The following is a 21,019-nucleotide window of genomic DNA, read 5'->3' as shown; positions in this document are numbered from 1 at the left end:
TCAGAAGCCGCCCTTGAGCTTGATGGTGATGGTGTCGCCCTTCGCGGCCTGCTCCCCGCCCTTGACGGACTGGCTCTCCACCGAGTCCTGCGGGAAGAAGAACGGCTTCTCCACCCGCACCCCGAAGCCCGCCTCCGTCAGCGCCCTGCGGGCGTCGGCCTCGCTGCGCCCGGTGACGTCCGGGACCGTGAGCATCTCCTTGCCCTTGGAGACCGTGAGGGTGACCGTGTCGCCCTTCGCGAGCTTGGTACCGGTGCCCGGCGACTGCTGGGCCACCGCGCCCTTGGGCACGTCCGAGTAGACCTGGGCGTCGGAGACCTGCGCCTTCAGCCCCAGGGCCGCCAGGGCGGACGTCGCGTCGGCGACCTGGCGGCCGGAGAGGTCCGGGACGTCCAGCGGCGCGCCCTTGCTCACGGTCAGCGCCACCGCCGAGCCCGGCCGCCGCTGCTCGCCCGGCCTCGGGTCGGTGGCCAGCACCGAGCCCTGCGCGGTCTCGCCGCTGAACTGCTGGGCCACGTCGCCGACGACGAGCCCCGCCTTCTCGACGCGCCGCTTCGCCTCGTCCAGGGGCATACCGGTCACATTGGGGACCTCGGCCCGCTCCGGGCCCTTGGAGACGACGATCCGCACCTTGCCGTTGCTGCGGATGCGCTCGCCCGGTTTGGGATCGGAGACCGCGACCCGGCCGCGCTCGACGACGTCGTTGTACGCCTCGTCCGCCGTCACCCCCAGCCCCGCCCTGCCCAGCTCCTGCTCCGCCTTCTCCCGCGTCATGTCGAGCACCGCCGGGACGGTGGTGAACTGGCCCGCGTTGATGTACCAGACGCCGGTGCCGATCAGGACGGCCAGCAGCGCGCCCAGGACCACCAGCAGCCGCCGCGAGGGCCGGTACCCCCCGGCGGGACGCCTGCCGCGCGGCCCGCCGGGCGGCGGGGCGTCAGGACGCTCCAGGACGGTCGTCCGGTTCAGCTCCTCCCCGGCGGGGGCGGCCGCCGGAGGCAGCGGCTGCGCCACCGCGCGGCGCGGCAGCACGCTCGTACGGTCCTCCGAACCCCGGTGCTCCGAGGGCTCCTTGGCCCGCGGCGGCACCGCGTCCAGCTGCGCGTCCGTCAACTCCCCGCGCGCCGCGCGCAGTTGTCCCAGCAGCGCGACCGCGTCGGCGGGACGGGCGTCCGGCTCGCGGGCGGTGGCGGCGGCCACCAGCGCGTCCAGCGCGGGGGCCAGCCCCGGGACGGCGGCCGAGGGCGCGGGCACGTCCTCGTTCAGATGCTGGTAGAGCACCTGCGCCGGAGTGCTGCCGCCGTGCGGCTTGGCGCCGGTGACCATCTCGTACAGCACGACACCGCACGCGTAGACGTCCACCCGCTGGTCCGCCGTGCCCTGCTCCAGCTGCTCGGGGGCCAGGTACGAGACCGTGCCGAGCAGCGGGCCGCTCGACGAGGTCGTCGCGGTGTCCACCGTGCGCGCCAGCCCGAAGTCGGCGACCTTCACCCGGCCGTCGTCGCCGATCAGCACGTTCTCCGGCTTCATGTCGCGGTGGACCAGCCCCGCCCGGTGGGCCGCGCCCAGCGCCGCCAGCACCGGCTCGGCGATGTCGAGCGCGGCGCGCGGCCGCAGCGCCCCGCGCTCGCGCAGCACGTCGCGCAGGGTGCACCCGGGCACGTACTCCATCGCCAGGTACACATAGCCGCCGTCGGCGCCCTGGTCGAAGACGCCCACCACGTTGGGATGGTCGAGCCGTGCCGCCGACTTCGCCTCCCGGATGAAGCGCTCCACGAACGCGGCGTCCGCCGCCAGCGCCGGGTGCATCACCTTCACCGCGAGCACCCGGTCGAGCCGGGTGTCCACGGCACGGTAGACCGTGGCCATCCCGCCGACGGCGATGCGCGCCTCGATCCGGTAGCGGCCGTCGAGCTCGAACCCGATCAACGGGTCCCGCAGGGTCGTATCCACGACATACGAGTCTACGAGCCGCGTACGGACGTCCCGCCGCCCCGGCCGCCCGGGGCCGCGCGGGGACGCTATGCCGAGCGGAACGCCGGACGCTCCGGGTCCAGCCGCGCGATCCCGCCCGTCGGCGAGGACGCCTCGGCGAAGTGGCGGCGCGGGATGCGCCCGGCCCGGTACGCCAGCCGGCCGCCCTCGACCGCGTGCTTCATCGCCTCCGCCATCAGCACCGGCTCCCGGGCCCGGGTGACCGCCGAGGCGAGCATGACCGCCGAGCAGCCCAGCTCCATCGCCAGCGCCGCGTCGGAGGCGGTGCCGGCCCCCGCGTCCAGGATCACCGGCACCCCCGCCCGCTCGGTGATCAGCTGGAAGTTGTGCGGGTTGCGGATACCGAGACCGGAACCGATGGGCGAACCCAGCGGCATGATCGCGGCACAGCCCGCGTCCTCCAGCCGCCGCGCGAGGACGGGGTCGTCGTTGGTGTACGGCAGCACCGTGAAGCCGTCGTCCACCAGGATCTCCGCCGCGTCCAGCAGCTCGACCGGGTCGGGCAGCAGGGTGCGCTCGTCCGCGATCACCTCCAGTTTGATCCAGTCGGTGCCCAGGGCCTCGCGGGCCAGCCGCGCGGTGAGGACCGCCTCCCCGGCGGTGAAACACCCCGCCGTGTTCGGCAGCACCCGGATGCCGTGCTTGCGCAGCACGGACAGCACCGAGCCGCGGACGTTCGCGTCCAGCCGGCGCATCGCGACCGTGGTCAGCTCCGTGCCGGAGGCCAGCAGCGCGCGCTCCAGCACATCGAGACTGGGCGCGCCGCCCGTCCCCATGATCAGCCGGGAGGAGAGGGAGACCCCGGCGACGGTGAACAGATCGTCTGCCATCTGCGCTGATCAGCCCCCCTGCACCGCGGTGAGCACCTCGACGCGGTCGCCGTCGCCGAGCCGGGTGGCGGGCCACTGGCCGCGCGGCACCACGGCCTCGTTCACGGCGGCGGCGACCCCGCCGCGCGCGTCGGTCAGGGAAGCGACGAGCCCGTCGAGCGTCAGGCCCCAGGGGATCTCGCGCAGTTCACCGTTGACACTGATACCGACGAGGGCATCGAGCGAGTCGGTCGGATCGATGGGGTTCATCGGGGCAGCTCCTGCAGCGCGTTCAGGTGAGGGTGGGAGAAACGACGGGGGGAGAACGGGCGGGCCTCCTCGGGCAGCCGGCCCCGCGTGAGCGCCTCGGCCATCACCTCGCCCGTCAGCGGGGCGAGCAGCACCCCGTTGCGGTAGTGGCCGGTCGCCGTGTGCAGACCGGGCAGCTCGGTCGGCCCGAGCAGCGGGAAGTTGTCGGGCGAGCCCGGGCGCAGCCCGGCGCGGGCCTCCAGCAGCGGCAGCTCGGTGATGCCGGGCACCAGCTCGTGCGCGTCGCGCAGCAGCTCGTAGACACCGCCCGCGGTCACGCCGGTGTCCCAGCCCAGCTCCTCGGTGGTGGCGCCGACGACGAGCTCGCCGTTCTCGCGCGGCACCAGGTAGACGGGGCCGCCGCGCACCAGTGCCCGTACGGTCCGGGACAGGAACAGCGCGTACTCGCGCGGCACCCGCAGCCGCAGCACCTGGCCCTTGACCGGGCGCACCGGCGGCAGCACCTGCTCGGGCACGCCCGCGAGAGCGCCGCTGTGCGCGCCCGCCGCCAGCACGGTCTGCCCGGCGTGCACGCGGCTGCCGTCGGCGAGTTCGGCGCCCGTCGCCCGGTCGCGGGAGACCAGCAGCCGCACCGCCTCGGAGCGCAGGAAGGCAACTCCCGCCCGCTCACAGGCGATCAGCAGGGCGCGCAGCAGTCTGCGGGGATCGGTCTGATGGTCGCCGTCGGCGCGCAGGCCCCCGCACACGCCCGGCGCGAGCATGGGCTCCAGCCGCCGGCACTCGCGCCCCGTGAGCCACTGCAACTCCAGGCCGCTGCGCTGCTGCAACGCGTGCAACTCCCGCAACTGCGCCCGGTCGTCGGCGTCCAGCGCGACCGCCAGCGTGCCGCACGCGCGATAGCCGGTGTCCTGGCCGCTGGCCTCCTCCAGCTCGGCGGTGAACGCGGGGTAGCGGCGCGCCGAGGAGAGGTTGAGGGCGAACAACGCCTCCTCCCCGTAGTGCAGTTCGGTCACCGCGGCCAGCATTCCGGCGGCGACCTGCCCCGCTCCGCCGCCCGGCCGCGGGTCGGCGACCGCCACGGACAGCCCCCGCTGGGCCGTCCGCCACGCGGTGACCAGCCCGATGACACCACCGCCGACGACGAGGACGTCGCAGCCGGCCCGGGTGACGGACGGCGCGGGTGACGGCGCCCCCGCGGGCGGTGGTTCTGCTTCCGGCACGTGCGATTCCGACGCGTGCATGGGCGTCCAGCCCCTCCCTTCGCCGGCATGACCCGGATCAGGTTCGTACGGTCGGAGGCCGTCCAGCCTCCCTCTCAGCCCGGTCGTCCGGGCTCCCGCGAGTGCTTTGCGGTGGCCACACTAGTACGCGCCGCGAGACCACCGGAAGGCCGGATATGCCACTGGCGGGCGCCGCCCGGCGCCCGGGGCGGCGTGACGCTGTGTCCGAGGTCTCGTGACACAGTGCTGCGGCGCGGCCCGGCCACCGCCCTAGAGTTGACCGGGTGAGCGAGCACGAGCAGACGCAATCATCGGGCGCGAGGACCGGCGAGCAGGCCGGCGGGAAGACCGTGGTCGTCGTCGGCGCCGGAATGGCCGGCGTACAGACCGCCGTCGCCCTGCGCGAGCAGGGCTGGGCCGGCCGCATCCTGTTGCTGGGCGCCGAACGCCACCAGCCCTACGACCGGCCGCCGCTGTCCAAGGCCGTGCTGCTGGGCAAGGCCGAAGGCTCCGCGTTCGAGGTGGACTTCGCCTCCCTCGGCATAGACCTCCGGCTGAGCTGCGAGGTCACCGGGCTGCGGGCCGGGGAGCACGTCCTGGACACCACCGCCGGACCCGTCCCCTACGACGTGCTGGTCATCGCCACCGGCGCCGACCCCGTCGCGCTGCCCGGCAGTGAGGGCGTGCCCGGCGTGCACCTGCTGCGCACCCTCGACGACGCCGAGCGGCTGCGCCCCGTGCTCACCGAGCAGCACGAGATCGTCGCGGTCGGCGCGGGCTGGATCGGCGCCGAGTTCGCCACCGCCGCCCGCGAGGCGGGCTGCCGGGTCACCGTCGTCGAGGCGGCCGACCGGCCGCTCGCCGGAGCCCTGCCCGCCGAGGTCGCCGCCCACATGGCCAGGTGGTACACCGACGCCGGCGCACGGCTGCTGACGGGGGCGCGCGTGGCGGCCATCGAGCCGGGCGCAGTGGTGCTCGACGACGGTACACGGCTGCCCGCGGGCGCCGTCGTCGTGGGCATCGGCGCGCGCCCCGCGACCCAGTGGCTCGTCGGCTCGGGCATCGAACTCGCCGAGGACCGTTCCGTCGCCGCCGACGAACGGCTGCGCTCCTCCCTGCCCGACGTCTACGCCGTCGGCGACTGCGCTTCCTTCCCCTCCGCCCGCTACGGGGTGCGCCTGCTGGTGCACCACTGGGACAACGCCGTACAGGGCCCGCGCACGGTGGCCGGGAACATCGTGCACGGCCCGGCCGAGGGCCCCGTCTACGACCCGGTGCCCTACTTCTGGTCCGAGCAGTTCGGCCGCTTCGTGCAGTACGCGGGCCACCACGACGACGCGACCGACGAACTGCTGTGGCGCGGCGACCCGCGGAGCACGGCCTGGACGGTGTGCTGGCTGCGCGACGGCGTCCTCGTCGCGCTGCTCGCCGTCGGCCGGCCCCGCGACCTGGCGCAGGGCCGCAAGCTCATCGAGCGCGGCGCGGTCCTGGACCGCGCCAGGGCCGCGGACGCCTCCGTCCCCCTGAAGGCTGCGGTGCTCTGAGCGACACCGCCTCCGGAGGGACTCCGGACACACCCGTCCCGGCGGTACCGGCCCCGGGTCGGGTCAACCCGGCTACCGGCTGTCAGTCCCGGATGGCAGGCTTGTCCCGTGACCGAGATTGACGCAAAGACCGATGGCCTCGTCCCCGCCTGGCTCACCCTTCCCGATGTCGCCGAAAAGCTCGGCGTCGAGGTGACCCGCGTGCGGCAGCTGGTCAAGGAGGGCCAGCTGATCGCCGTGCGGCGGGGTGAGAACCGCGTGCTCCAGGTGCCCGCCGCCTTCATCGGCGAGGGCAAGGTCGTCAAGGGCCTGGCCGGGACGCTGACGCTGCTGAAGGACGACGGCTTCAGCGACGAGGAGATGCTGGAGTGGCTCTTCACGCCGGACGACACCCTGCCCGGCACCCCGGCGGACGCGCTGCGCGGCGACCGCGGCACGGAGGTGAAGCGCCGCGCCCAGGCGCTCGCCGTCTGACCCGCTGACGACCACCTCCCGGCAGCCGTGCCCGCGGCTGCCCGGGAGGCGCGCGCACCGGGACCACGAACACCGAAGCAATCACCGCGACACACCGCGGCACACTGTCCGGCGTACGGGCGCGCCCCGCGCCCGTACGCCGCCGACCTGGGGGGGAAGACACCCGATGCCCGTCACCGCACGCGAGCGGCTGGCCGACGCCCGGCTGTACCTGTGCACCGATGCCCGCAAGCGCCAGGGCGACCTGCCGGAGTTCCTGGACGCGGTCCTCGCCGCCGGGGTCGACATCGTGCAGCTGCGCGACAAGGGCATGGAGGCGGGGGAGGAGCTGGAGCACCTGGAGGTGTTCGCCGAGGCCGCCCGCCGCCACGGCAGGCTGCTGGCCGTCAACGACCGGGCGGACGTCGCGCACGCCGCCGGCTCCGACGTGCTGCACCTGGGCCAGGGCGACCTGCCCGTGCCCGCGGCCCGCCGGATCCTCGGCGACGACGTGCTCATCGGGCGCTCCACGCACGCCGAGTCCGAGGTCGACGCCGCGATCGCCGAGCCCGGCGTGGACTACTTCTGCACCGGCCCGTGCTGGCCGACCCCCACGAAGCCGGGCCGCCACGCGCCGGGCCTGCCCCTCGTGCGCCACGCTGCCGCCCGCGAGCCCGGGCGCCCGTGGTTCGCCATCGGCGGGATCGACGCGGGCAATCTGGAGCAGGTGCTCGACGCCGGCGCCCGCCGCGTCGTCGTGGTCCGCGCGATCACCGAGGCGGACGACCCGGCCGAGGCCGCCGCCCGGCTCGCGGAGCGGATACGCGCTTACGGGCAGTAGCGGCCGCGGCGAGGCGCGGGGCAGGCCCGCAGCACGGGCCCGCGCCAGCGAATCGTCAGGAATCTGACCAGGTCAGGGGGCGAAACGGGCAATTCCCAAAACGGGCTTGGGAGACCCGGCGAACGCGGGTTAACTTGCCGGGTATGGCCCTTGGTACAGCCTCCACCAGGACGGATCACGCGCGCACCGTGCGTGAGCTGCTCGCTTCCGGCGAGCGGTCGTATTCCTTCGAGTTCGCGGCACCGAAGTCCGAGAAGGGGGAGCGCGTCCTGTGGGACGCCATCCGCCGGATCGAGGCTGTCGCCCCCACCTTCGTGTCCGTGACCTACGGCGCGGGGGGCTCCTCCCGCGAAGGCACCGTGCGGGCGACGGAGCGGATCGCCACCGACACCACCCTGACCCCAGTCGCCCATCTGACGGCCGTCAACCACTCGCGAGCCGAACTGCGCAACGTCATCGGCCAGTACGCGGACGTCGGCATCCGCAACATGCTCGCCCTGCGCGGAGACCCGCCGGGCGACCCCATGGGGGAGTGGGTGCGCCACCCCGAGGGCATCGACTACGCCGTCGAACTGGTCAGCCTCATCAAGGAGTCCGGCGACTTCTGCGTCGGCGTCGCCGCCTTTCCCGAGATGCACCCGCGCTCCACGGACTGGGACGCCGACATCCGGCACTTCGTGGACAAGTGCCGGGCCGGCGCCGACTTCGCCATCACCCAGATGTTCTTCTACGCGGAGGACTACCTGCGGCTGCGCGACAGGGTCGCGGCGGCCGGCTGCGAGACCCCGATCATCCCGGAGATCATGCCGGTCACCAACGTCCGCCAGATCGAGCGCTTCGCCCAGCTGAGCAACGCCACGTTCCCGCCCGAGCTCGCGGAGCGGATCCTGGCGGTCCGCGACGACGCGGCGGCGGTACGCTCGATCGGCATCGAGTACGCCACGGAGCTGTGCTCCCGGCTGATGGACGAGGACATCCCCGGGCTGCACTTCATTACCCTGAACCACTCCACGGCGACGCTGGAAATCTACGAGAATCTGGGACTGCACCAGCGGTCCTGACGGCCGTTCCCCGGGCGGCGGCCGCACGAGAGGAGCGTAAATGGGCTGGACGGTCCTCTACATCGCGTTCGGCGTGGTCGCGCTCTGGCTGCTCGGCGAGGTCCTGCTGCAGTACAAGGCGCGGCTGCGCTGGCGGCTGCTGGCCTTCGTGGGCTTCCTGGGGGTCGTCGCCGGGGTGGTCGTCCCCTCCGTCGTGGTCATCGCCGTCGGCGCGGTCGCCTTCGCGGTCGGGCAGACCTATGTGACGCTCTCCTTCCGGCGGGGCTTCGCCGCCGGCTGGGCGGTGCGCAAGCGCGCGAAGGCGGGCGGGGACGGGGCCGGGCCGCGCTCCGGCAGGCGGCGCAAGGGCGGGAGCCGCCCGGCCGCCGCCGCGCGGCCCCCGGCCCCGCCCGCGGCCGAGGAGCCCGTGGAGCGGACGGCGGCGATGCCCGCCGTCGAGGAGGCGCCGCAGCCGGCCCAGCAGCCCGCCGCCGCGCCCCAGGCCGTCGCCTACGGCGGCGGCTACGGCGACGCGTCGTACACCGGCGCCGCGGCCCAGGACACCAACGTCTTCGGCGCCTACGACGGCCACGTCGGCCAGCACGCCCCGGACCTGACCGGACAGCACGGGGACAGCGGCCAATTCGCCTACGGCCAGGGGCAGTACGCCGCGTACTCCGACCCCTACATCGGCAGCCGCCCGCAGTCCTACGAGCCCTACGACGCCTACGGGCAGTACCCCACCCAGGGCGGACAGGGCTACCCGCACGCCCCCGACCGGCAGTACGACATCGACACCCCGCCCGGCGGCGTATGGGTCCCCCAGCAACGCGACGGCGAACACCCGCCCCAGCAGCCACCGAACCAGTCACAGCACCACACCAACGGCCACGACGGCCAGCAGCACTACCGCTACTGACGCTCCGCCCGGTGCCGGCGCACACCGGGACGTCCGGCACGGTGTGCGCCGACCCCGTTCCCGGCGGCCCGCCCGGTGCGTCCGGCCGGCAACGGCCGCGCGTGTCTGCGCTCTTGCGCGACGGGAGCGGCTGTCGCCGTGCCGGAGGTCTTGGTGTGTGCCGGTCCCGTTTCCGGCAGCCGGCCCGGTGCGCCCGGCCGGCAACGGCCGCGCGGCGAGGCGCGGTCACCGCTAGCTGCGCCGGCCGGCGCCTTGCGAGACGGGAGCGGTTCTTACCGTGCCGGCCCGCCCGGTCGGCGCCGTCCGCATGGTGAGGCGCGGTCACGGCAAGCCGCGTGGGTCTGCGCCCTGCGCGACGGGGGCGGCTGTCACCGCGCCGAACATCCCAGTGCGCACCGACCCCGTTTCCGGCAGCCCGGCCGACGTGCCGGTGCCGCATCGGGCCCGCAAGCCGGCGCGGTCACTGCGAGCCGCGGAAGTCCTTCCCCTCCACGACCAGGCCGGCGACCAGCGCGCCGGACATGCCCGCGTGTGCCAGGCCCCCGCCGGGGTGGGCGAAACCGCCCGCCAGATACAGGCCCGGCAGCCGCGTCGTATTGGCCGGCCGCAGCAACGCGCCGCCGGCACCGGCCAGTACGGGCGCGGGCACGCCGCCGCCCTCCGCGCCCGTGGCCGCCTCGGTGTCGGCCGGAGTGCGCACCTCGCGCCACAACAGCCGCTCCCTGAGCGCCGGTACGACCGCTTCGGCGGCATCCGCCATCCGGTCCGCGAACGCGGCCACGGCCCGCTCGTCGCGCCAGTCCACCCGCCCGTGCGGCGCCACCGTCGCGGTGAGGGTGACCGCCTCGTGCCCGTCGTCGGGGCGCGAGGCCGGATCGTCCGGCCGCAGCACGGTCACCGTCGGCCGGTACGGCCGCGCACCGCCGTCGAAGACCGCCGACAACTCGGCGCCGCGGTCCGGGCCGTGGACCACCGTGCGGTGCGCCGAACCCCGCGGCCGGGCACCGCGCAGTGCGAGGAAGACCGAGAACCGGCCGGGCGGCGCGGCGGGCAGCAGCCCCCCGGTCCGCTCGGCCACCCCCGGCGCGAGCGCGTCCAGCCGCCCGGGGGAGACCGCGGCCACCACCAGGTCGGCCTCCGCGGCCGTGCCGTCGGCCAGCTCGACCCCGGCCGCGCGGCCGTCCTTCTCGACGAGCCGGACGACCTCCTGGCCGAGGCGGAACTCCACCCGGCGCGCCAGACAGCGCTCGTACAGCGCGTCGGCCAGGGCCCGCATACCGCCCTCGACATACCAACTGCCGAAGGTCTGCTCCAGATACGGCAGCACCGTCGCGCTCGCGGGCGCGGTCCGCGGGTCGAGCCCGTACGCCAGCGCGTGGCTCTCCAGCAGCGCGACCAGCCGCGGATCCCGCAACTCCCGCGCGGCGACGGACTCCAGCGTCGCCGGGGTCCGGCGCCGGAACAGCCCCCGCCCGCGCACCGCCGGATACGGGTCGCGGCCCAGCGCCTGCCGCGCGGCGGCGTCCGCGGCCAGCGGCTCCTCCAGCAGCGGGCGCCGCGTGGCGTCCCACACGGCGCGCGCCCGGTTGACCAGCTCGCTCCACCGCTCGCCCGCGCCCGCCCCGACCGCCGCGTCCAGGGCCGTGACGACGCCCGCCCGCGAGGCGTTCGGCAGCGCCACCGACGTGCCGTCCGCGAAGACGTGACTGCTCGCCGGGTCGACCTGGCGCAGCCCCACGCACTGCTCCAGGGACTCCTTGCCCGTCTTGAGGAACAAGTCGCGGTAGACGGCGGGCAGATGCAGCAGCCCCGGGCCCGTGTCGAAGGCGAAGCCGTCCCGGGTCAGCCGCCCGAGGCTGCCACCGGGCGCCGCCGCCCGCTCGAACACCGCCACCCGGTGGCCCGCAATGGCCAGCCGGGCAGCGGCAGCCATCGCGCCCATGCCGGCGCCGATCACCGCAATCCGTGCCATGGCCCCGACTGTATCCGCAGGGTCCGACAGCTCAGCGCGGCGGACGGCCTCCACCGGGGGCGACGGCCGTTCCCGTGCCGGACCCCCGGTCCCGCCGCTCGCGCCGGCGCCGCAGGAAGCGGCGGATCCGCGACCAGCAGAACGCCACGAGCGCGATGCCCGCCGCCAGCAGCACCCCCGCGACGACGGCCGCCGCCAGCGGATGGAACAGCGCGAGCACCACGACCCCGGCCACGCCCAGATCCTCGGCGGTGCTCACCGCGATGTTGGAGACCGGCTCCGGCGAGGTGTTGACGGCCGCCCGTGTGCCCGCCTTGACCAGGTGGCTCACCAGCGCCGTCGAACCGCCCACGGCCCCGGCCGCAAGCTCCGGCAGCGAACCGCCCTGCCCGGTCAGCAGCGCCGCGACCACCCCGCCCGCCACCGGACGGATCACCGTGTGCACCGCGTCCCAGGCCGAGTCCACGTACGGGATCTTGTCGGCGACCGCCTCGCACAGGAACAGCACCCCGGCCGCGATCAGCACGTCCGGACGCTGCAGCGCCTGAGGCACCTGATCGCTCATCCCGGTGGCCCCGGACAGACCGAGCAGCAGGACCACGGCATAGGCGTTGATCCCGCTCGCCCAACCGCTCGTGAACACCAGGGGCAGTACCGACATGCCGGCGATCGTAACCGGGGCGCCCTCCTGGGCCCGGGTGCCCAGAGGTGAGTACCCGTACCTAGAGCGGCAGATGAGTACGCGCGCGGATGAGCCGACCGGCCCCGCGACGGGACAGTGGTACCCACGGCAGGGACGACCGGCACCGCACCGCCGACACGGGGCGGCGGAGCGGCCGGCGGCCCCGCCGCGACCCGGGGAGCACGGGGGGCTCCCACAGGGAAACCAGGGGGCTCGGGGGGAAAACACGGGGGAACGCTGCTCCGGCGCCGGCCGACACGGTTCGGCCGGCGCCGGAACAGTGCCCCCCGTACCGGGCACGCGCGCGGGGCACCCGCGGACGCGGGCGTCCCCTGTCTCACATCACCGCCCCGCTCACCCGCCCCTGCAGCAGTCGCGACAGGGCCGCGTGCACCTCGTCGATCGAGCGCTCCGGCTGGAACGAGCGCCAGTCCAGCGCCGCCACCAGCACCATCCCGAACAGCGCCGACGCCGTCAGCGGCACATCGGTCTCCTCGCCCAGCTCGCCCCGCGCCACCGCTTCCCGCAGAACGGACTCGATCACCGCGATCGCCTTCTGCCGCACCTGCGTCAGCGTGGACTGCCAGGCCCGGTTGGTGCGCCACAGCTCGGCCAGGTACAGCTGGGCCAGCGACGGATAGCGGGAGGCGAAGTCCAGACCGGCGCGCATCATCGCGTCCAGCGCCTCGATCCGGCTGCCGCCGCCCTCCGTCATCTCGTCGGCGGCCCGGCGCAGCGAGTCGGCCAGCATCTCTATCCCGTGCCGCAGCAGTTCCTCGAACAGCACGGTCTTGCTCTCGAAGTTGTAGTAGACGGTGCCTTTCGCGACCCCCGCCCGCTCGGCGATCTCGTCGACCGTGGTGGCGGAGAAACCCTGCTCGGCGATGAGCGTGACGGCGGCCTCGAAGAGCCTGCGGCGGGTGTTCCGACGGCGCGTACTGCTGCTGTCCATGGCAGTGATTCTCCCTGCCGTCGGGGCCGCGTCGCCCGCAGGGCCCGCGCCGTTCACCCGGTACCCGCCCGCGTTCGAAACCCGTCCCGACGCTGGGGTGTTCACGCAGGTCAGGGCGATTGTCAGTGGGGTACCCGACGATGGGAGGGCAGTTGGCGGCGGCCCGTATCGCACGCGGGCCGCCGCCCCGACGAAGGAGGTTCGTCATGGCCACCGGCGCGAGCGACGTCCACCCCTCCGTGACGCCGGGGGACCGGCCGGCCCCGGCGCGCCCCGCCCCGGTCCCGTCCGCCGCCCTCGACCTGCTGACCCAGGCCCGGACCGGCCTGGCCGAGGCGGCCCGGCTCCAGGCCCCGCACGAGCGGTACGCCACCGCGCACCTCGCCGCCCTGCGCACCGCCGCCGCCGTGCTCGCCGTGCGCTGCCGCCCGCAGAGCGCCAAGGGGCGGCGCCGCATCCGCAGCGCCTGGGCCCTGCTGCCCGAGGTCGCGCCCGAACTCGCCGAGTGGAGCGCCCTGTTCGCCTCCGGCGCGCAGCGCCGGGCGCGCGCCGAGGCCGGCATACGGTCCGCGGCGAGCCCGCGCGAGGCCGACGATCTGCTGCGCGATGCCGAGGCGTTCTGGCGTCTGGTGGAGCGGACACTGGTCGCGCGGCCCCGGCTGCCCGAGCCGCACCCGCGCGAGGCGGCGGGGTGAGCGGGGCAGAGCGGGCGCGGGCGAGGGAACGGGGAGGGAGCGGGGAGGGAGCAGGGGCTGCGCGTGCCCGGCCGGTGCGTGCTTGTCCGACCTCACCGCTTCGCGCATTAGGCTGGGCCCCGCCGACGTCAGACCCGCTCGCCGCCCCGCGCGGCGGCGACACCGCGCCGAGGAGCCATCGCCGTGCCAGCCGATTCCCCTGCCTTCGGCGGGGAGACCCCATCGCGCCCCCGCGCGTCCCTGCGTACCGCCGTGGTCTGGGAGGTGCTCAAGGACGCCCTCGACCGCCGGGCCAAGGCCGCCGGCCCGGAGACCGGCGGAGTGCTGGACGTCCTCGACACCGGAGGCGGGAGCGGGAGGTTCGCGGTGCCGGTCGCCCGTCTCGGCCACCGGGTCACCGTCGTCGACCCCAGCCCCAACGCGCTGTTCGCGCTGGAGCGCCGGGCCGCCGAGGCGGGGGTCGCCGACCGGGTGCGCGGAGTGCAGGGCGACGCCCACGGCCTCTTCGACGTCGTCGAGCGCGGCGGCTACGACGCCGTGCTGTGCCACGGCGTGCTGGAGTACGTCGACGACCCCGCCGAGGGCATCCGCAACGCCATCGCCGCGCTCCGCCCCGCCGGCACCCTCAGCCTGCTCGCCGCCGGGCAGGGCGGCGCCGTGCTCGCCCGCGCCCTGGCCGGGCACTTCACCGAGGCCCGGCAGGTCCTCACCGACCCCGCCGGCCACTGGGGGGCCGGTGACCCCGTGCCGCGCCGCTTCACCGCGGAGCAGCTCTCCGGGCTCGTCACCTCCGCCGGGCTGGCCGTCAGCGCCGTGCACGGCGTGCGCGTCTTCGCGGACCTGGTGCCCGGGGTCCTGCTGGACTCCGAGCCCGGCGCCGTGGAGGCGCTGCTGCGGCTGGAGGCCGCCGCCGCCGAGCTCCCGGCCTTCCACTCGGTGGCCACTCAGCTGCACGTCCTCGCCGAACGCGACTGACCGCGGGCGGTGGGTCACAGGCCACCCGATCAGCCGGTTCGCCCCGTATGATCGGGGTACACCGTCCGGCATGGCGGATCGGCGGAGCGGGAATGTACGTCCCGACGCCTCCGGTCGCCACATGGACATCGGTGGGCGGATTGGCGCAGAGGGGCGGGTTTCACGGGGGCGAATCCCTGCCTATCCTGAAAGGGTCGCAGCCCGGTCGCCCCCCGCGACCGACGAGTAGGAGGACTCCGTGCCGCTCTCGGAGCACGAGCAGCGCATGCTCGAGCAGATGGAGCGAGCGCTGTACGCCGAAGATCCCAAGTTCGCGACAGCGCTCGAAGGCAGCGGCCTGCGCACGTACACCCGGCGACGGGTCTACCAGGCGGTCGCCGGGTTTCTGCTGGGCATCGCGCTCTTGATGACCGGCGTGATGATTCCGGGGCAGTACTGGATCAGCGTGGTGGGCTTCCTCGTCATGCTCGGCTGCGCGGCCCTCGCCGTCACCGGCTGGCGCAAGGCCCCCAGGCCCGGAGCGCAGCGCGGCCCCGCGGGGGGCGTGGGCCGCGGCACGCGGATGCGTCAGCGTCGCACGATGATGGACCGCATCGAGCAGCGGTGGCAGCGCCGCCGCGACGAGCAGGGGCACTGAGCCCGCACCGTGACCGAGCCGTCCGGGGCCGGAACCCTTCGGGGTCCGGCCCCGGACGCGTTTGCGCTCGCGCGCGGCAGCGGAGGGGCCTGACGTTCCGTCAGGTCGGGTTGCCGTGCGGCGGCGCGGGCCGGTCCGTGCCCGCGCCGCGCGCGGGCGGCCGGAGTCCTCGCGTCAACTTCCGTGGTGTACGGGGCCGTTGACGCCACGCCGCTCGGGCGGCTGCGCGCCGTGTCCCGTGCAGGGCTGCGCTTCGGCGTCCCGTGCCGCTGTGCGCGGGGCGGTACGTTGCTCCCGCGTCCTCCCGTCGCGGGGGTGCCCACACTTGCCCGTGGCCGCGGGCCCGGACCGGAGCCGCGGCCCCTGCTCGTCGGCGCGGCCACTCGGGCGCCCCGCCGCCGCGTGCCCCGCGCTGCCGTGGCCGTCACCGCTCCGGCGCCCTCCGCCCTCCTTGCGCACCCGTACCGCTGCCCGCAGCACCGCGGGCGAAGGCACGCCGCGCTGCCCGCCCTACCCGCCGCGACCGGCTCCCGCGCGGCGGTGTCAGCGGTCGGCGGGCCGCCGTCGCGGCCGGGCTCGCAGCAAGCGGGCCGCCGAGCGCGGGGCCACCGCGGCCCGGAGCCGTACGCCGCGCGAAGCGGCGCCGCGCAGGGCCGTCCGTACGCGCTCGACGTCGGCCGGCAGGCCGGTGGCCGCGCGGGGGCGCGGGGCGTACAGCGCCTGCTCGACCGCCGTGGCCACCCGGTGCGCCGACTCCGCCGCCGCCCCCGCGAGGCCGCCCGCCCGTACGATCCGCGCCGCCGTGCCGCGCGGGGTCAGCGACGCATCGGGCGGGATGCCGTAGTCCCAGGCGGAGTCGGTCATCTCGTGCCAGGCCGCCAGGGTCCGTTCCACCACCGCCTGCGGTGCCGGCGAGCCGTCCCCGCCGCCCTCGGCGTGCCGGCCCGGGCCGCCCAGCCTGCGCGCCCGGACCCGTCTGCGCCACAGCAGGGGCAGCAGCGGCAGCGCCAGGACCGCGAGCCCCGCCAGCACCCCGGCCGCGAGCAGGACGGGCGAGGGGCCGCCGGCGGACTGCCCGTCGCCGACCCGCAGCCGCAGGCTGTGGGCGCAGCCCTCGGCGCCCGTACCGTCCTGCGGGCAGCCGGCCGGGGCCGACGGGGCGGCGGCCGGGGCCTGCGAACGGCCGGGCGTCGGGACGGGCGCGCCGGCCCCCTCCCGGGCCGGGGCGTCCGCGACCGTGTACGCCGGCGCCGTACCCCGGCTCGGCGTCGGCTCGAACCGCGTCCAGCCGACACCCTCGAAGTACAACTCGGGCCACGCGTGCGCGTCCTTGGTGCCGACCGACATCGAACCGTCCGCGAGCGGCGTGCCCGGGGTGAAGCCGACCGCCACCCGCGCGGGGATGCCCAGGGTCCGTGCCATCGCCGCCATCGCGAACGAGAAATGCACACAGAACCCCTGTTTGTCCTGGAGGAACTTCGCGATCGCGGCGCTGCCGCTGCCCGAGTCCACCGACGTGTCGTAGCGGAAACCCCCGTCCACCGCGAACCACTCCTGCAGCCGGACCGCCTGCTGATAGGGGTTCGCGGAACCGGCGGTCACACTGCGCGCCGTCTCCGCGACGGCCCTCGGCAGCGCCGGCGGCACCCTGGTGTACTCCCGCAGCACCTCCTCCTTCGGGGCCGGCGCCCCCGCGAGCTGCGCGGCCGTCGGCGACACCCGCAGACTCAGCACCTCGTAGCGCAGCCCGCGCGTGCTCTGCCCGCCCTCGCCGACCAGCACCCGGCCCTCCGGCTCGAACCGCCAGCGGCCGCCGGAGCGCACCTCCAGGGCCGGATAGGGCAGCGGCAGATAGTTCTGCGCGTACGTGCCGGAGGCCGTCACGGTGGTCGTCACCGGCTCCGTCCGCACGCCCGAGGACAGCCCGGCGGGCGCCGGCAGCACCTCGGGCACCTCCGTGACGGCCCGCTCCGACGCCCGCCACGCGGTGCCGTCGAAGCGGTCCAGCGCCACGATCCGCAGATACAGATCACGGGCGCCGTCCGGCGCGCCGCGGTAGCGCAACAGCTCCCGGTTCTCCGGCTGGTTGAGGGCATCACGCAACGCCACCAGCGGCCGTACGGCCGAGAACGCGCCGCTGCCCAGGCCCCCGGCCGGACCGCCGTCCGGGCCGCGCGGGAGCAGCAGCCCGTCGCCCATCGCGGGCAGCGCGGCCGGGACCGCCAGCGCGAAGCCCAGCGCGAGCACGCCGATACGGCGGCCCGTACGCACCGGGGACGACGGCGGCGGCGCCGGCTCCGGGGCGACGCCCGGCCCGGCGCCCGAAGCACCCAGGACCCGGCCCCAGCGGGCCGGCCGGTCCCGGCCCTCGGCGAGGAGCAGCAGCAGATAGCCGGCCGCGGCCACCAGGAACCACAGCCAGTCCGCGCCGCCCCGGGCCAGCCCGGCCGCGATCGAGTACAGCGCGAGCAGCGGCAGTCCGGCGGGCGCGGCACTGCGGTACGTCACCGCGAGCGTGTCCACCGCGAGCCCGACCACCAGCACGCCGCCGACCAGGAGCAGCCGGATGCCCTCCGTCGCGGGCGCGGGGATCGCGTACCGTCCCACGTCCTCGGTGCCCTCGCGCAGCAGCAGCGCGAACTCCCGGAAGGCGTCCGGGCCCGGCAGCAGCCCGCCGACCGCCCGCCCCCCGGCGAAGACCGCGGTCAGCAGCACCAGCCCCGTCAGCGCCTGCGCCGCGACCGCGAGCGGCCGCGCCCGCACCGCCCGCCGCACGAGCAGCCCCACCCCGGACTGCACCGCGAGCAGGAACGCGGCCTGCAGTATCCAGCCGGCCCGGTCCACCAACGGCACCAACGCGGACCCCGCCCCCAGCGTGGCCACCACCGAGGCAAGGACAAGCCGCACCCGCCCACTCACGGCGCGCCTCCCGTACCGGCCACCGAAGTCCCCCGCTCGGCAAGGGCGTTGACGCACAAGCCGACCACCCGACGCGCCGCGCACCCTGCCACTCCCGCGCGAAGCCCGGCGCGGCGGGCTCCGCGGGCCGGGTGCCCGCCCGTCAGGTGTCTCCCGCCCCGGATCCGGCCCGTCGTGGGTCCATGCGCCTGCCTGCCCCTGCCCGACGGCTGTCCGCGCCTGGCCGCTGCTGGGTGGAGTCCGGCGCCGTGGGCCCTGCCGGCCGTGTACCCGGCCTGGGGCCGGCCCGTCGCGGGGCCGCGTGCCCGTCTGCCTGGCGGCTGCCCGCGCCCGGCCGCTCCGGTGTGGAGTCCGGCGCCGTGGGCTGTGCCGGCCGGGTGTCCGCCCGTCAGATGTCCCCCGGCCCCAGCTCGCCCCGCCCCGGGGACATGTGTCCGACCGCCCCCGCCCGGACGGCCGCCGAAGGGCGTGCGAGTCGTCGGCCGCTTCCGTCCGTTCACCATCCGCGCCCCCCGTGTCTCTCCCGCGTGGAGCCCGGCGCCGCGGGCCCCGTCCGCCAGGCGGCGTCCCGTTCCGGGGGCGCGTGTCCGTCCGTAGCCGCCCGTTGCCACAGCTCCGGCAAGGACGCGCCCGGGGCGACCGGCAGGGCCGTCCAGCCTGCTTCGCGCAGGTCGCGCAGCCACTGTTCACGCGTGCCGTCGGTGCCGGCGGACGCCCACGCGGCCGGGTCCAGGACGAAGGCCACCGCCGCACCGCTGTGCCGGCGCATCCGCGCGGCCACCGCCGCCCCGCCCGCGTCCAGGGCGCCGAAGAACGCCACGAGCAGGCCCTCTCCCGCACCCCGCAGTGCCTCGTGCGCGGGGCCCAGGCCCGGGCCGTCGCCGGGGCCGAGGACCGCGAGGGTGTCGAGGAAGAGGCCGGCCGCGTCCGACGGGCCGTGGCCGTAGCCCGCGCGGCCGGCCACCCCCTCCGGGCCCGGCACCGACGTACCGGCGTCCGTCAGGAGCCGCACCGACAGGCCGCGCTCCAGCAGGTGCAGCAGCACCGAGGCCGCCCCGGAGACCGCCCACTCGAAGGCCGAGCCGGGGCCCGAGCCCTCGTGGGCGACGGCCCGGGTGTCCAGCAGCACGGTGCAGCGGGTACGGCGCGGCTGCTCCTCGCGGCGCACCATGAGCTCGCCGTGGCGCGCGGTGGAACGCCAGTGCACGCGGCGCAGGTCGTCGCCGTGCCGGTAGCCGCGCGGAATGACGTCGTCCTCCCCGGACAGGGCCGACGGACGCGGCCGGCCGCCGCCCGTCCCGGGGCCGCTGCCGCCCGGCCGCACCGGCGGCAGCGCCTCCACGCGCGGCACCACCGTGAGCGTGTCCCGGCCCGGGAAGCGGCGGACGATCTCGCACATCCCGAACGGGTCGGCGAGCCGCAGCTCCAGCGGCCCCAGCGGATGGCGCCCGCGCAGCTCCGAACGCACCCGGTAGGACACCTCGCGCACCGCGCCCGGCGCCACCCGGTCCAGCACGAAACGGGGGCGCGCCCCCAGCGCGTACGGCACCCGGTCCTGGAGCAGCAGCAGCCCCGTCGGCAGCCGCCCCACATTGCTCACCCGCAGCCGCACCCGCGCCTCTGCCCCCACCGGCACCCGTACCGGCGTGAGCCGGCGGCCGCCGGTGACGCGGTGCCGGGTGCGCAGCAGCGCCAGCGCGCACACCAGCGGCAGTACGGCCAGCAGCAGCCCGACCCGCAGCAGGTCCGCCTGGCCCAGGGCGTAGGCGCAGCCCCCGGCGGCCAGCCCGGCGGCCAGGAAGGAGCGGCCGCGCGTGGTCAGCCCGCCCAGTGCCGCCCGTACTCCGCCGACGGGCCCGGCCGGCCGGTCGCCGCCGTCCCCGGTATGCGGACCGTCCGTCCCGGGCTGCGGGCCCATCACCGCCTCCGCAGCCCGGGCGGCCGGCGCAGCCCGGGTGGTGTGCCGTTGTGCGGACGGCCGTCCGGGCCGCGCCACGGCTGCGCCGCCGGGTCGGGTACGGGCGTGTGCTGGAGCACCTCGACGACGACCTGCTCGGCCGTGCGCCGGCTCACCTGTGCCTGCGCGGTGGGCAGCAGCCGGTGCGCGAGGACCGCCACGGCCAGCGAGCGCACGTCGTCCGGCAGCACGTACTCCCGGCCGGCCATCGCGGCCGCCGCCTTCGCGGCCCGCACCAGGTGCAGCGTGGCCCGGGGCGAGGCGCCCAGCCGCAGATCGGGGTGGCGGCGGGTCGCGGCGACGAGATCCACCGCGTACCGCCGCACGGGGTCGGCGACGTGCACCGTGCGCACGGCCTCGACCAGCTTGAGGATCTCGTGGGCGTGCGCGACCGGCTGGAGCTCCCGCAGCGGGTCGACGGCGCCGTGCGAGCGCAGCATCCGCAACTCGGCCTCCGCGGAGGGATATCCCATCGAGACCCGGGCCATGAACCGGTCGCGCTGGGCCTCGGGCAGCGGATACGTGCCCTCCATCTCGACCGGGTTCTGCGTGGCCACCACCATGAACGGGGCGGGCAGCTCGTAGGTGTGCCCGTCGACGGTGACCTGCCGCTCCTCCATCGACTCCAGCAGCGCCGACTGGGTCTTGGGCGAGGCCCGGTTGATCTCGTCGCCGATCACGATCTGCGCGAAGATCGCCCCCGGCTTGAACTCGAAGTCCCGCCGCTGCTGGTCGAAGACGCTCACCCCCGTGATGTCCGACGGCAGCAGGTCCGGGGTGAACTGCACCCGCCGCACCGAGCAGTCCACCGCCCGGGCCAGCGCCTTGGCGAGCATCGTCTTGCCCACCCCCGGCACGTCCTCGATCAGCAGGTGCCCCTCGGCGAGCAGCACCGTCAGCGAGAGCCGCACGACCTCCGGCTTGCCCTCGATCACGCCCTCCACCGCCCGGCGGACACGCTCCGCGGCGGAGGCCGGATCGCTCAGGCCCGCTCGCTCGTCATAGGTCGTCACCGGCCCTCCTCGGCCCGTTGCGCGGGGCGGGACCGCGCACGGACCCCGCCCCGCCCCGACATGCGTGACGCGCGCCCCACGGCCACGCGGGCGGCGCCCTTTCACGGCATTCTTGCCGCCGGCGCA

The 21,019-nt window shown here is 75.9% G+C and carries 18 protein-coding genes and 1 riboswitch; of the genes, 8 read left to right on the top strand and 10 right to left on the bottom strand.

Annotated features, from left to right (window positions below; genetic code table 11):
* The 4 genes from pknB to thiO all read right to left on the bottom strand — a co-directional run bounded on the left by pknB (nucleotide 1) and on the right by thiO (nucleotide 4,315).
* A complete protein-coding gene (gene pknB / locus ACFP1Z_RS23660) occupies nucleotides 1-1,953 on the bottom strand; it encodes a Stk1 family PASTA domain-containing Ser/Thr kinase (protein WP_390319192.1) in 1,953 nt (650 codons plus the stop codon).
* A gap of 68 nt (nucleotides 1,954-2,021) precedes the next feature.
* A complete protein-coding gene (locus tag ACFP1Z_RS23655; protein WP_390319190.1) occupies nucleotides 2,022-2,825 on the bottom strand; it encodes a thiazole synthase in 804 nt (267 codons plus the stop codon).
* A 9-nt stretch (nucleotides 2,826-2,834) separates the two neighbouring features.
* Nucleotides 2,835-3,074, bottom strand: a complete 240-nt coding sequence (gene thiS / locus ACFP1Z_RS23650) for a sulfur carrier protein ThiS (protein WP_390319188.1) — start codon at nucleotides 3,072-3,074, stop codon at nucleotides 2,835-2,837.
* The gene (gene thiO, locus ACFP1Z_RS23645; RefSeq protein WP_390319186.1) at nucleotides 3,071-4,315 is read right to left on the bottom strand and encodes a glycine oxidase ThiO; all 1,245 of its coding nucleotides are present in this window, start codon (nucleotides 4,313-4,315) and stop codon (nucleotides 3,071-3,073) included. Before thiO ends, thiS begins: the two co-directional genes overlap by 4 nt.
* A riboswitch (TPP riboswitch) is annotated at nucleotides 4,313-4,424 on the bottom strand. (Overlaps the previous gene by 3 nt.)
* A 154-nt stretch (nucleotides 4,425-4,578) precedes the next feature.
* On the opposite strand from thiO, the gene ACFP1Z_RS23640 reads away from it, so the two are divergent.
* The 5 genes from ACFP1Z_RS23640 to ACFP1Z_RS23620 all read left to right on the top strand — a co-directional run bounded on the left by ACFP1Z_RS23640 (nucleotide 4,579) and on the right by ACFP1Z_RS23620 (nucleotide 9,091).
* On the top strand, nucleotides 4,579-5,838 hold the full coding sequence (locus ACFP1Z_RS23640) for an NAD(P)/FAD-dependent oxidoreductase (RefSeq protein ID WP_390319184.1): 1,260 nt from the start codon (nucleotides 4,579-4,581) through the stop codon (nucleotides 5,836-5,838).
* Nucleotides 5,839-5,946: 108 nt separating this feature from the next.
* Nucleotides 5,947-6,312 (top strand): Rv2175c family DNA-binding protein, encoded by a 366-nt coding sequence (locus ACFP1Z_RS23635; RefSeq protein ID WP_390319182.1) that lies wholly within the window; start codon nucleotides 5,947-5,949, stop codon nucleotides 6,310-6,312.
* A gap of 166 nt (nucleotides 6,313-6,478) precedes the next feature.
* Complete coding sequence (thiE, locus tag ACFP1Z_RS23630; RefSeq protein ID WP_390319180.1) at nucleotides 6,479-7,132, top strand: thiamine phosphate synthase; 654 nt, start codon at nucleotides 6,479-6,481, stop codon at nucleotides 7,130-7,132.
* 143 nt (nucleotides 7,133-7,275) lie between these two features.
* The gene (gene metF / locus ACFP1Z_RS23625; RefSeq protein ID WP_390319177.1) at nucleotides 7,276-8,193 is read left to right on the top strand and encodes a methylenetetrahydrofolate reductase [NAD(P)H]; all 918 of its coding nucleotides are present in this window, start codon (nucleotides 7,276-7,278) and stop codon (nucleotides 8,191-8,193) included.
* Between the two features lie 40 nt (nucleotides 8,194-8,233).
* Complete coding sequence (locus tag ACFP1Z_RS23620) at nucleotides 8,234-9,091, top strand: hypothetical protein (protein ID WP_390319175.1); 858 nt, start codon at nucleotides 8,234-8,236, stop codon at nucleotides 9,089-9,091.
* A 460-nt stretch (nucleotides 9,092-9,551) separates the two neighbouring features.
* Here the strand turns inward: ACFP1Z_RS23620 and ACFP1Z_RS23615 are convergent, their stop codons facing one another.
* From ACFP1Z_RS23615 to ACFP1Z_RS23605, 3 genes are all read right to left on the bottom strand, one after another.
* Entirely contained in the window at nucleotides 9,552-11,063 is a 1,512-nt protein-coding gene (locus ACFP1Z_RS23615; protein ID WP_390319173.1) for a phytoene desaturase family protein, read from the bottom strand.
* A gap of 31 nt (nucleotides 11,064-11,094) precedes the next feature.
* Nucleotides 11,095-11,724: a DUF4126 domain-containing protein gene (locus ACFP1Z_RS23610; RefSeq protein WP_390319171.1), complete on the bottom strand. Its 630-nt coding sequence runs from the start codon at nucleotides 11,722-11,724 to the stop codon at nucleotides 11,095-11,097.
* 358 nt (nucleotides 11,725-12,082) lie between these two features.
* The gene (locus ACFP1Z_RS23605) at nucleotides 12,083-12,697 is read right to left on the bottom strand and encodes a TetR/AcrR family transcriptional regulator (protein ID WP_390319169.1); all 615 of its coding nucleotides are present in this window, start codon (nucleotides 12,695-12,697) and stop codon (nucleotides 12,083-12,085) included.
* 206 nt (nucleotides 12,698-12,903) lie between these two features.
* On the opposite strand from ACFP1Z_RS23605, the gene ACFP1Z_RS23600 reads away from it, so the two are divergent.
* From ACFP1Z_RS23600 to ACFP1Z_RS23590, 3 genes are all read left to right on the top strand, one after another.
* Entirely contained in the window at nucleotides 12,904-13,392 is a 489-nt protein-coding gene (locus ACFP1Z_RS23600) for an SAV_6107 family HEPN domain-containing protein (RefSeq protein ID WP_390319167.1), read from the top strand.
* Between the two features lie 183 nt (nucleotides 13,393-13,575).
* Complete coding sequence (locus ACFP1Z_RS23595; RefSeq protein WP_390319165.1) at nucleotides 13,576-14,367, top strand: methyltransferase; 792 nt, start codon at nucleotides 13,576-13,578, stop codon at nucleotides 14,365-14,367.
* Nucleotides 14,368-14,605: 238 nt separating this feature from the next.
* Nucleotides 14,606-15,004, top strand: a complete 399-nt coding sequence (locus ACFP1Z_RS23590) for a DUF3040 domain-containing protein (RefSeq protein WP_390319163.1) — start codon at nucleotides 14,606-14,608, stop codon at nucleotides 15,002-15,004.
* 543 nt (nucleotides 15,005-15,547) lie between these two features.
* Here ACFP1Z_RS23590 and ACFP1Z_RS23585 read toward each other — a convergent pair.
* From ACFP1Z_RS23585 to ACFP1Z_RS23575, 3 genes are all read right to left on the bottom strand, one after another.
* Nucleotides 15,548-17,923 (bottom strand): transglutaminase TgpA family protein, encoded by a 2,376-nt coding sequence (locus tag ACFP1Z_RS23585; protein WP_390319161.1) that lies wholly within the window; start codon nucleotides 17,921-17,923, stop codon nucleotides 15,548-15,550.
* A gap of 496 nt (nucleotides 17,924-18,419) precedes the next feature.
* Nucleotides 18,420-19,841, bottom strand: coding sequence for a DUF58 domain-containing protein (locus ACFP1Z_RS23580; protein ID WP_390319159.1), 1,422 nt, complete (start codon nucleotides 19,839-19,841; stop codon nucleotides 18,420-18,422).
* Complete coding sequence (locus ACFP1Z_RS23575) at nucleotides 19,841-20,893, bottom strand: AAA family ATPase (RefSeq protein ID WP_390319157.1); 1,053 nt, start codon at nucleotides 20,891-20,893, stop codon at nucleotides 19,841-19,843. The genes ACFP1Z_RS23580 and ACFP1Z_RS23575 overlap by 1 nt, the downstream gene beginning before the upstream one ends.
* Nucleotides 20,894-21,019: the final 126 nt, after the last annotated feature.

It is taken from the genome of Streptomyces gamaensis, from assembly GCF_042656465.1.
GTDB classification, from domain to species: Bacteria; Actinomycetota; Actinomycetes; order Streptomycetales; family Streptomycetaceae; genus Streptomyces; species Streptomyces gamaensis.
The sequence above is the reverse complement of the archived record's forward strand: the minus strand, read 5'-3'. Positions and strand labels throughout refer to the sequence as shown.

Bases quoted from the DNA above. Each gene is read 5' to 3' on its own strand.
- ACFP1Z_RS23615 (WP_390319173.1), bottom strand. From the start codon at position 11,063: ATGGCACGGATTGCGGTGATCGGCGCCGGCATGGGCGCGATGGCTGCC.
- ACFP1Z_RS23580 (WP_390319159.1), bottom strand. From the start codon at position 19,841: ATGGGCCCGCAGCCCGGGACGGACGGTCCGCATACCGGGGACGGCGGC.
- metF (WP_390319177.1), top strand. From the start codon at position 7,276: ATGGCCCTTGGTACAGCCTCCACCAGGACGGATCACGCGCGCACCGTG.
- ACFP1Z_RS23655 (WP_390319190.1), bottom strand. From the start codon at position 2,825: ATGGCAGACGATCTGTTCACCGTCGCCGGGGTCTCCCTCTCCTCCCGG.
- ACFP1Z_RS23620 (WP_390319175.1), top strand. From the start codon at position 8,234: ATGGGCTGGACGGTCCTCTACATCGCGTTCGGCGTGGTCGCGCTCTGG.
- ACFP1Z_RS23600 (WP_390319167.1), top strand. From the start codon at position 12,904: ATGGCCACCGGCGCGAGCGACGTCCACCCCTCCGTGACGCCGGGGGAC.
- ACFP1Z_RS23610 (WP_390319171.1), bottom strand. From the start codon at position 11,724: ATGTCGGTACTGCCCCTGGTGTTCACGAGCGGTTGGGCGAGCGGGATC.
- ACFP1Z_RS23605 (WP_390319169.1), bottom strand. From the start codon at position 12,697: ATGGACAGCAGCAGTACGCGCCGTCGGAACACCCGCCGCAGGCTCTTC.
- thiE (WP_390319180.1), top strand. From the start codon at position 6,479: ATGCCCGTCACCGCACGCGAGCGGCTGGCCGACGCCCGGCTGTACCTG.
- thiS (WP_390319188.1), bottom strand. From the start codon at position 3,074: ATGAACCCCATCGATCCGACCGACTCGCTCGATGCCCTCGTCGGTATC.
- thiO (WP_390319186.1), bottom strand. From the start codon at position 4,315: ATGCACGCGTCGGAATCGCACGTGCCGGAAGCAGAACCACCGCCCGCG.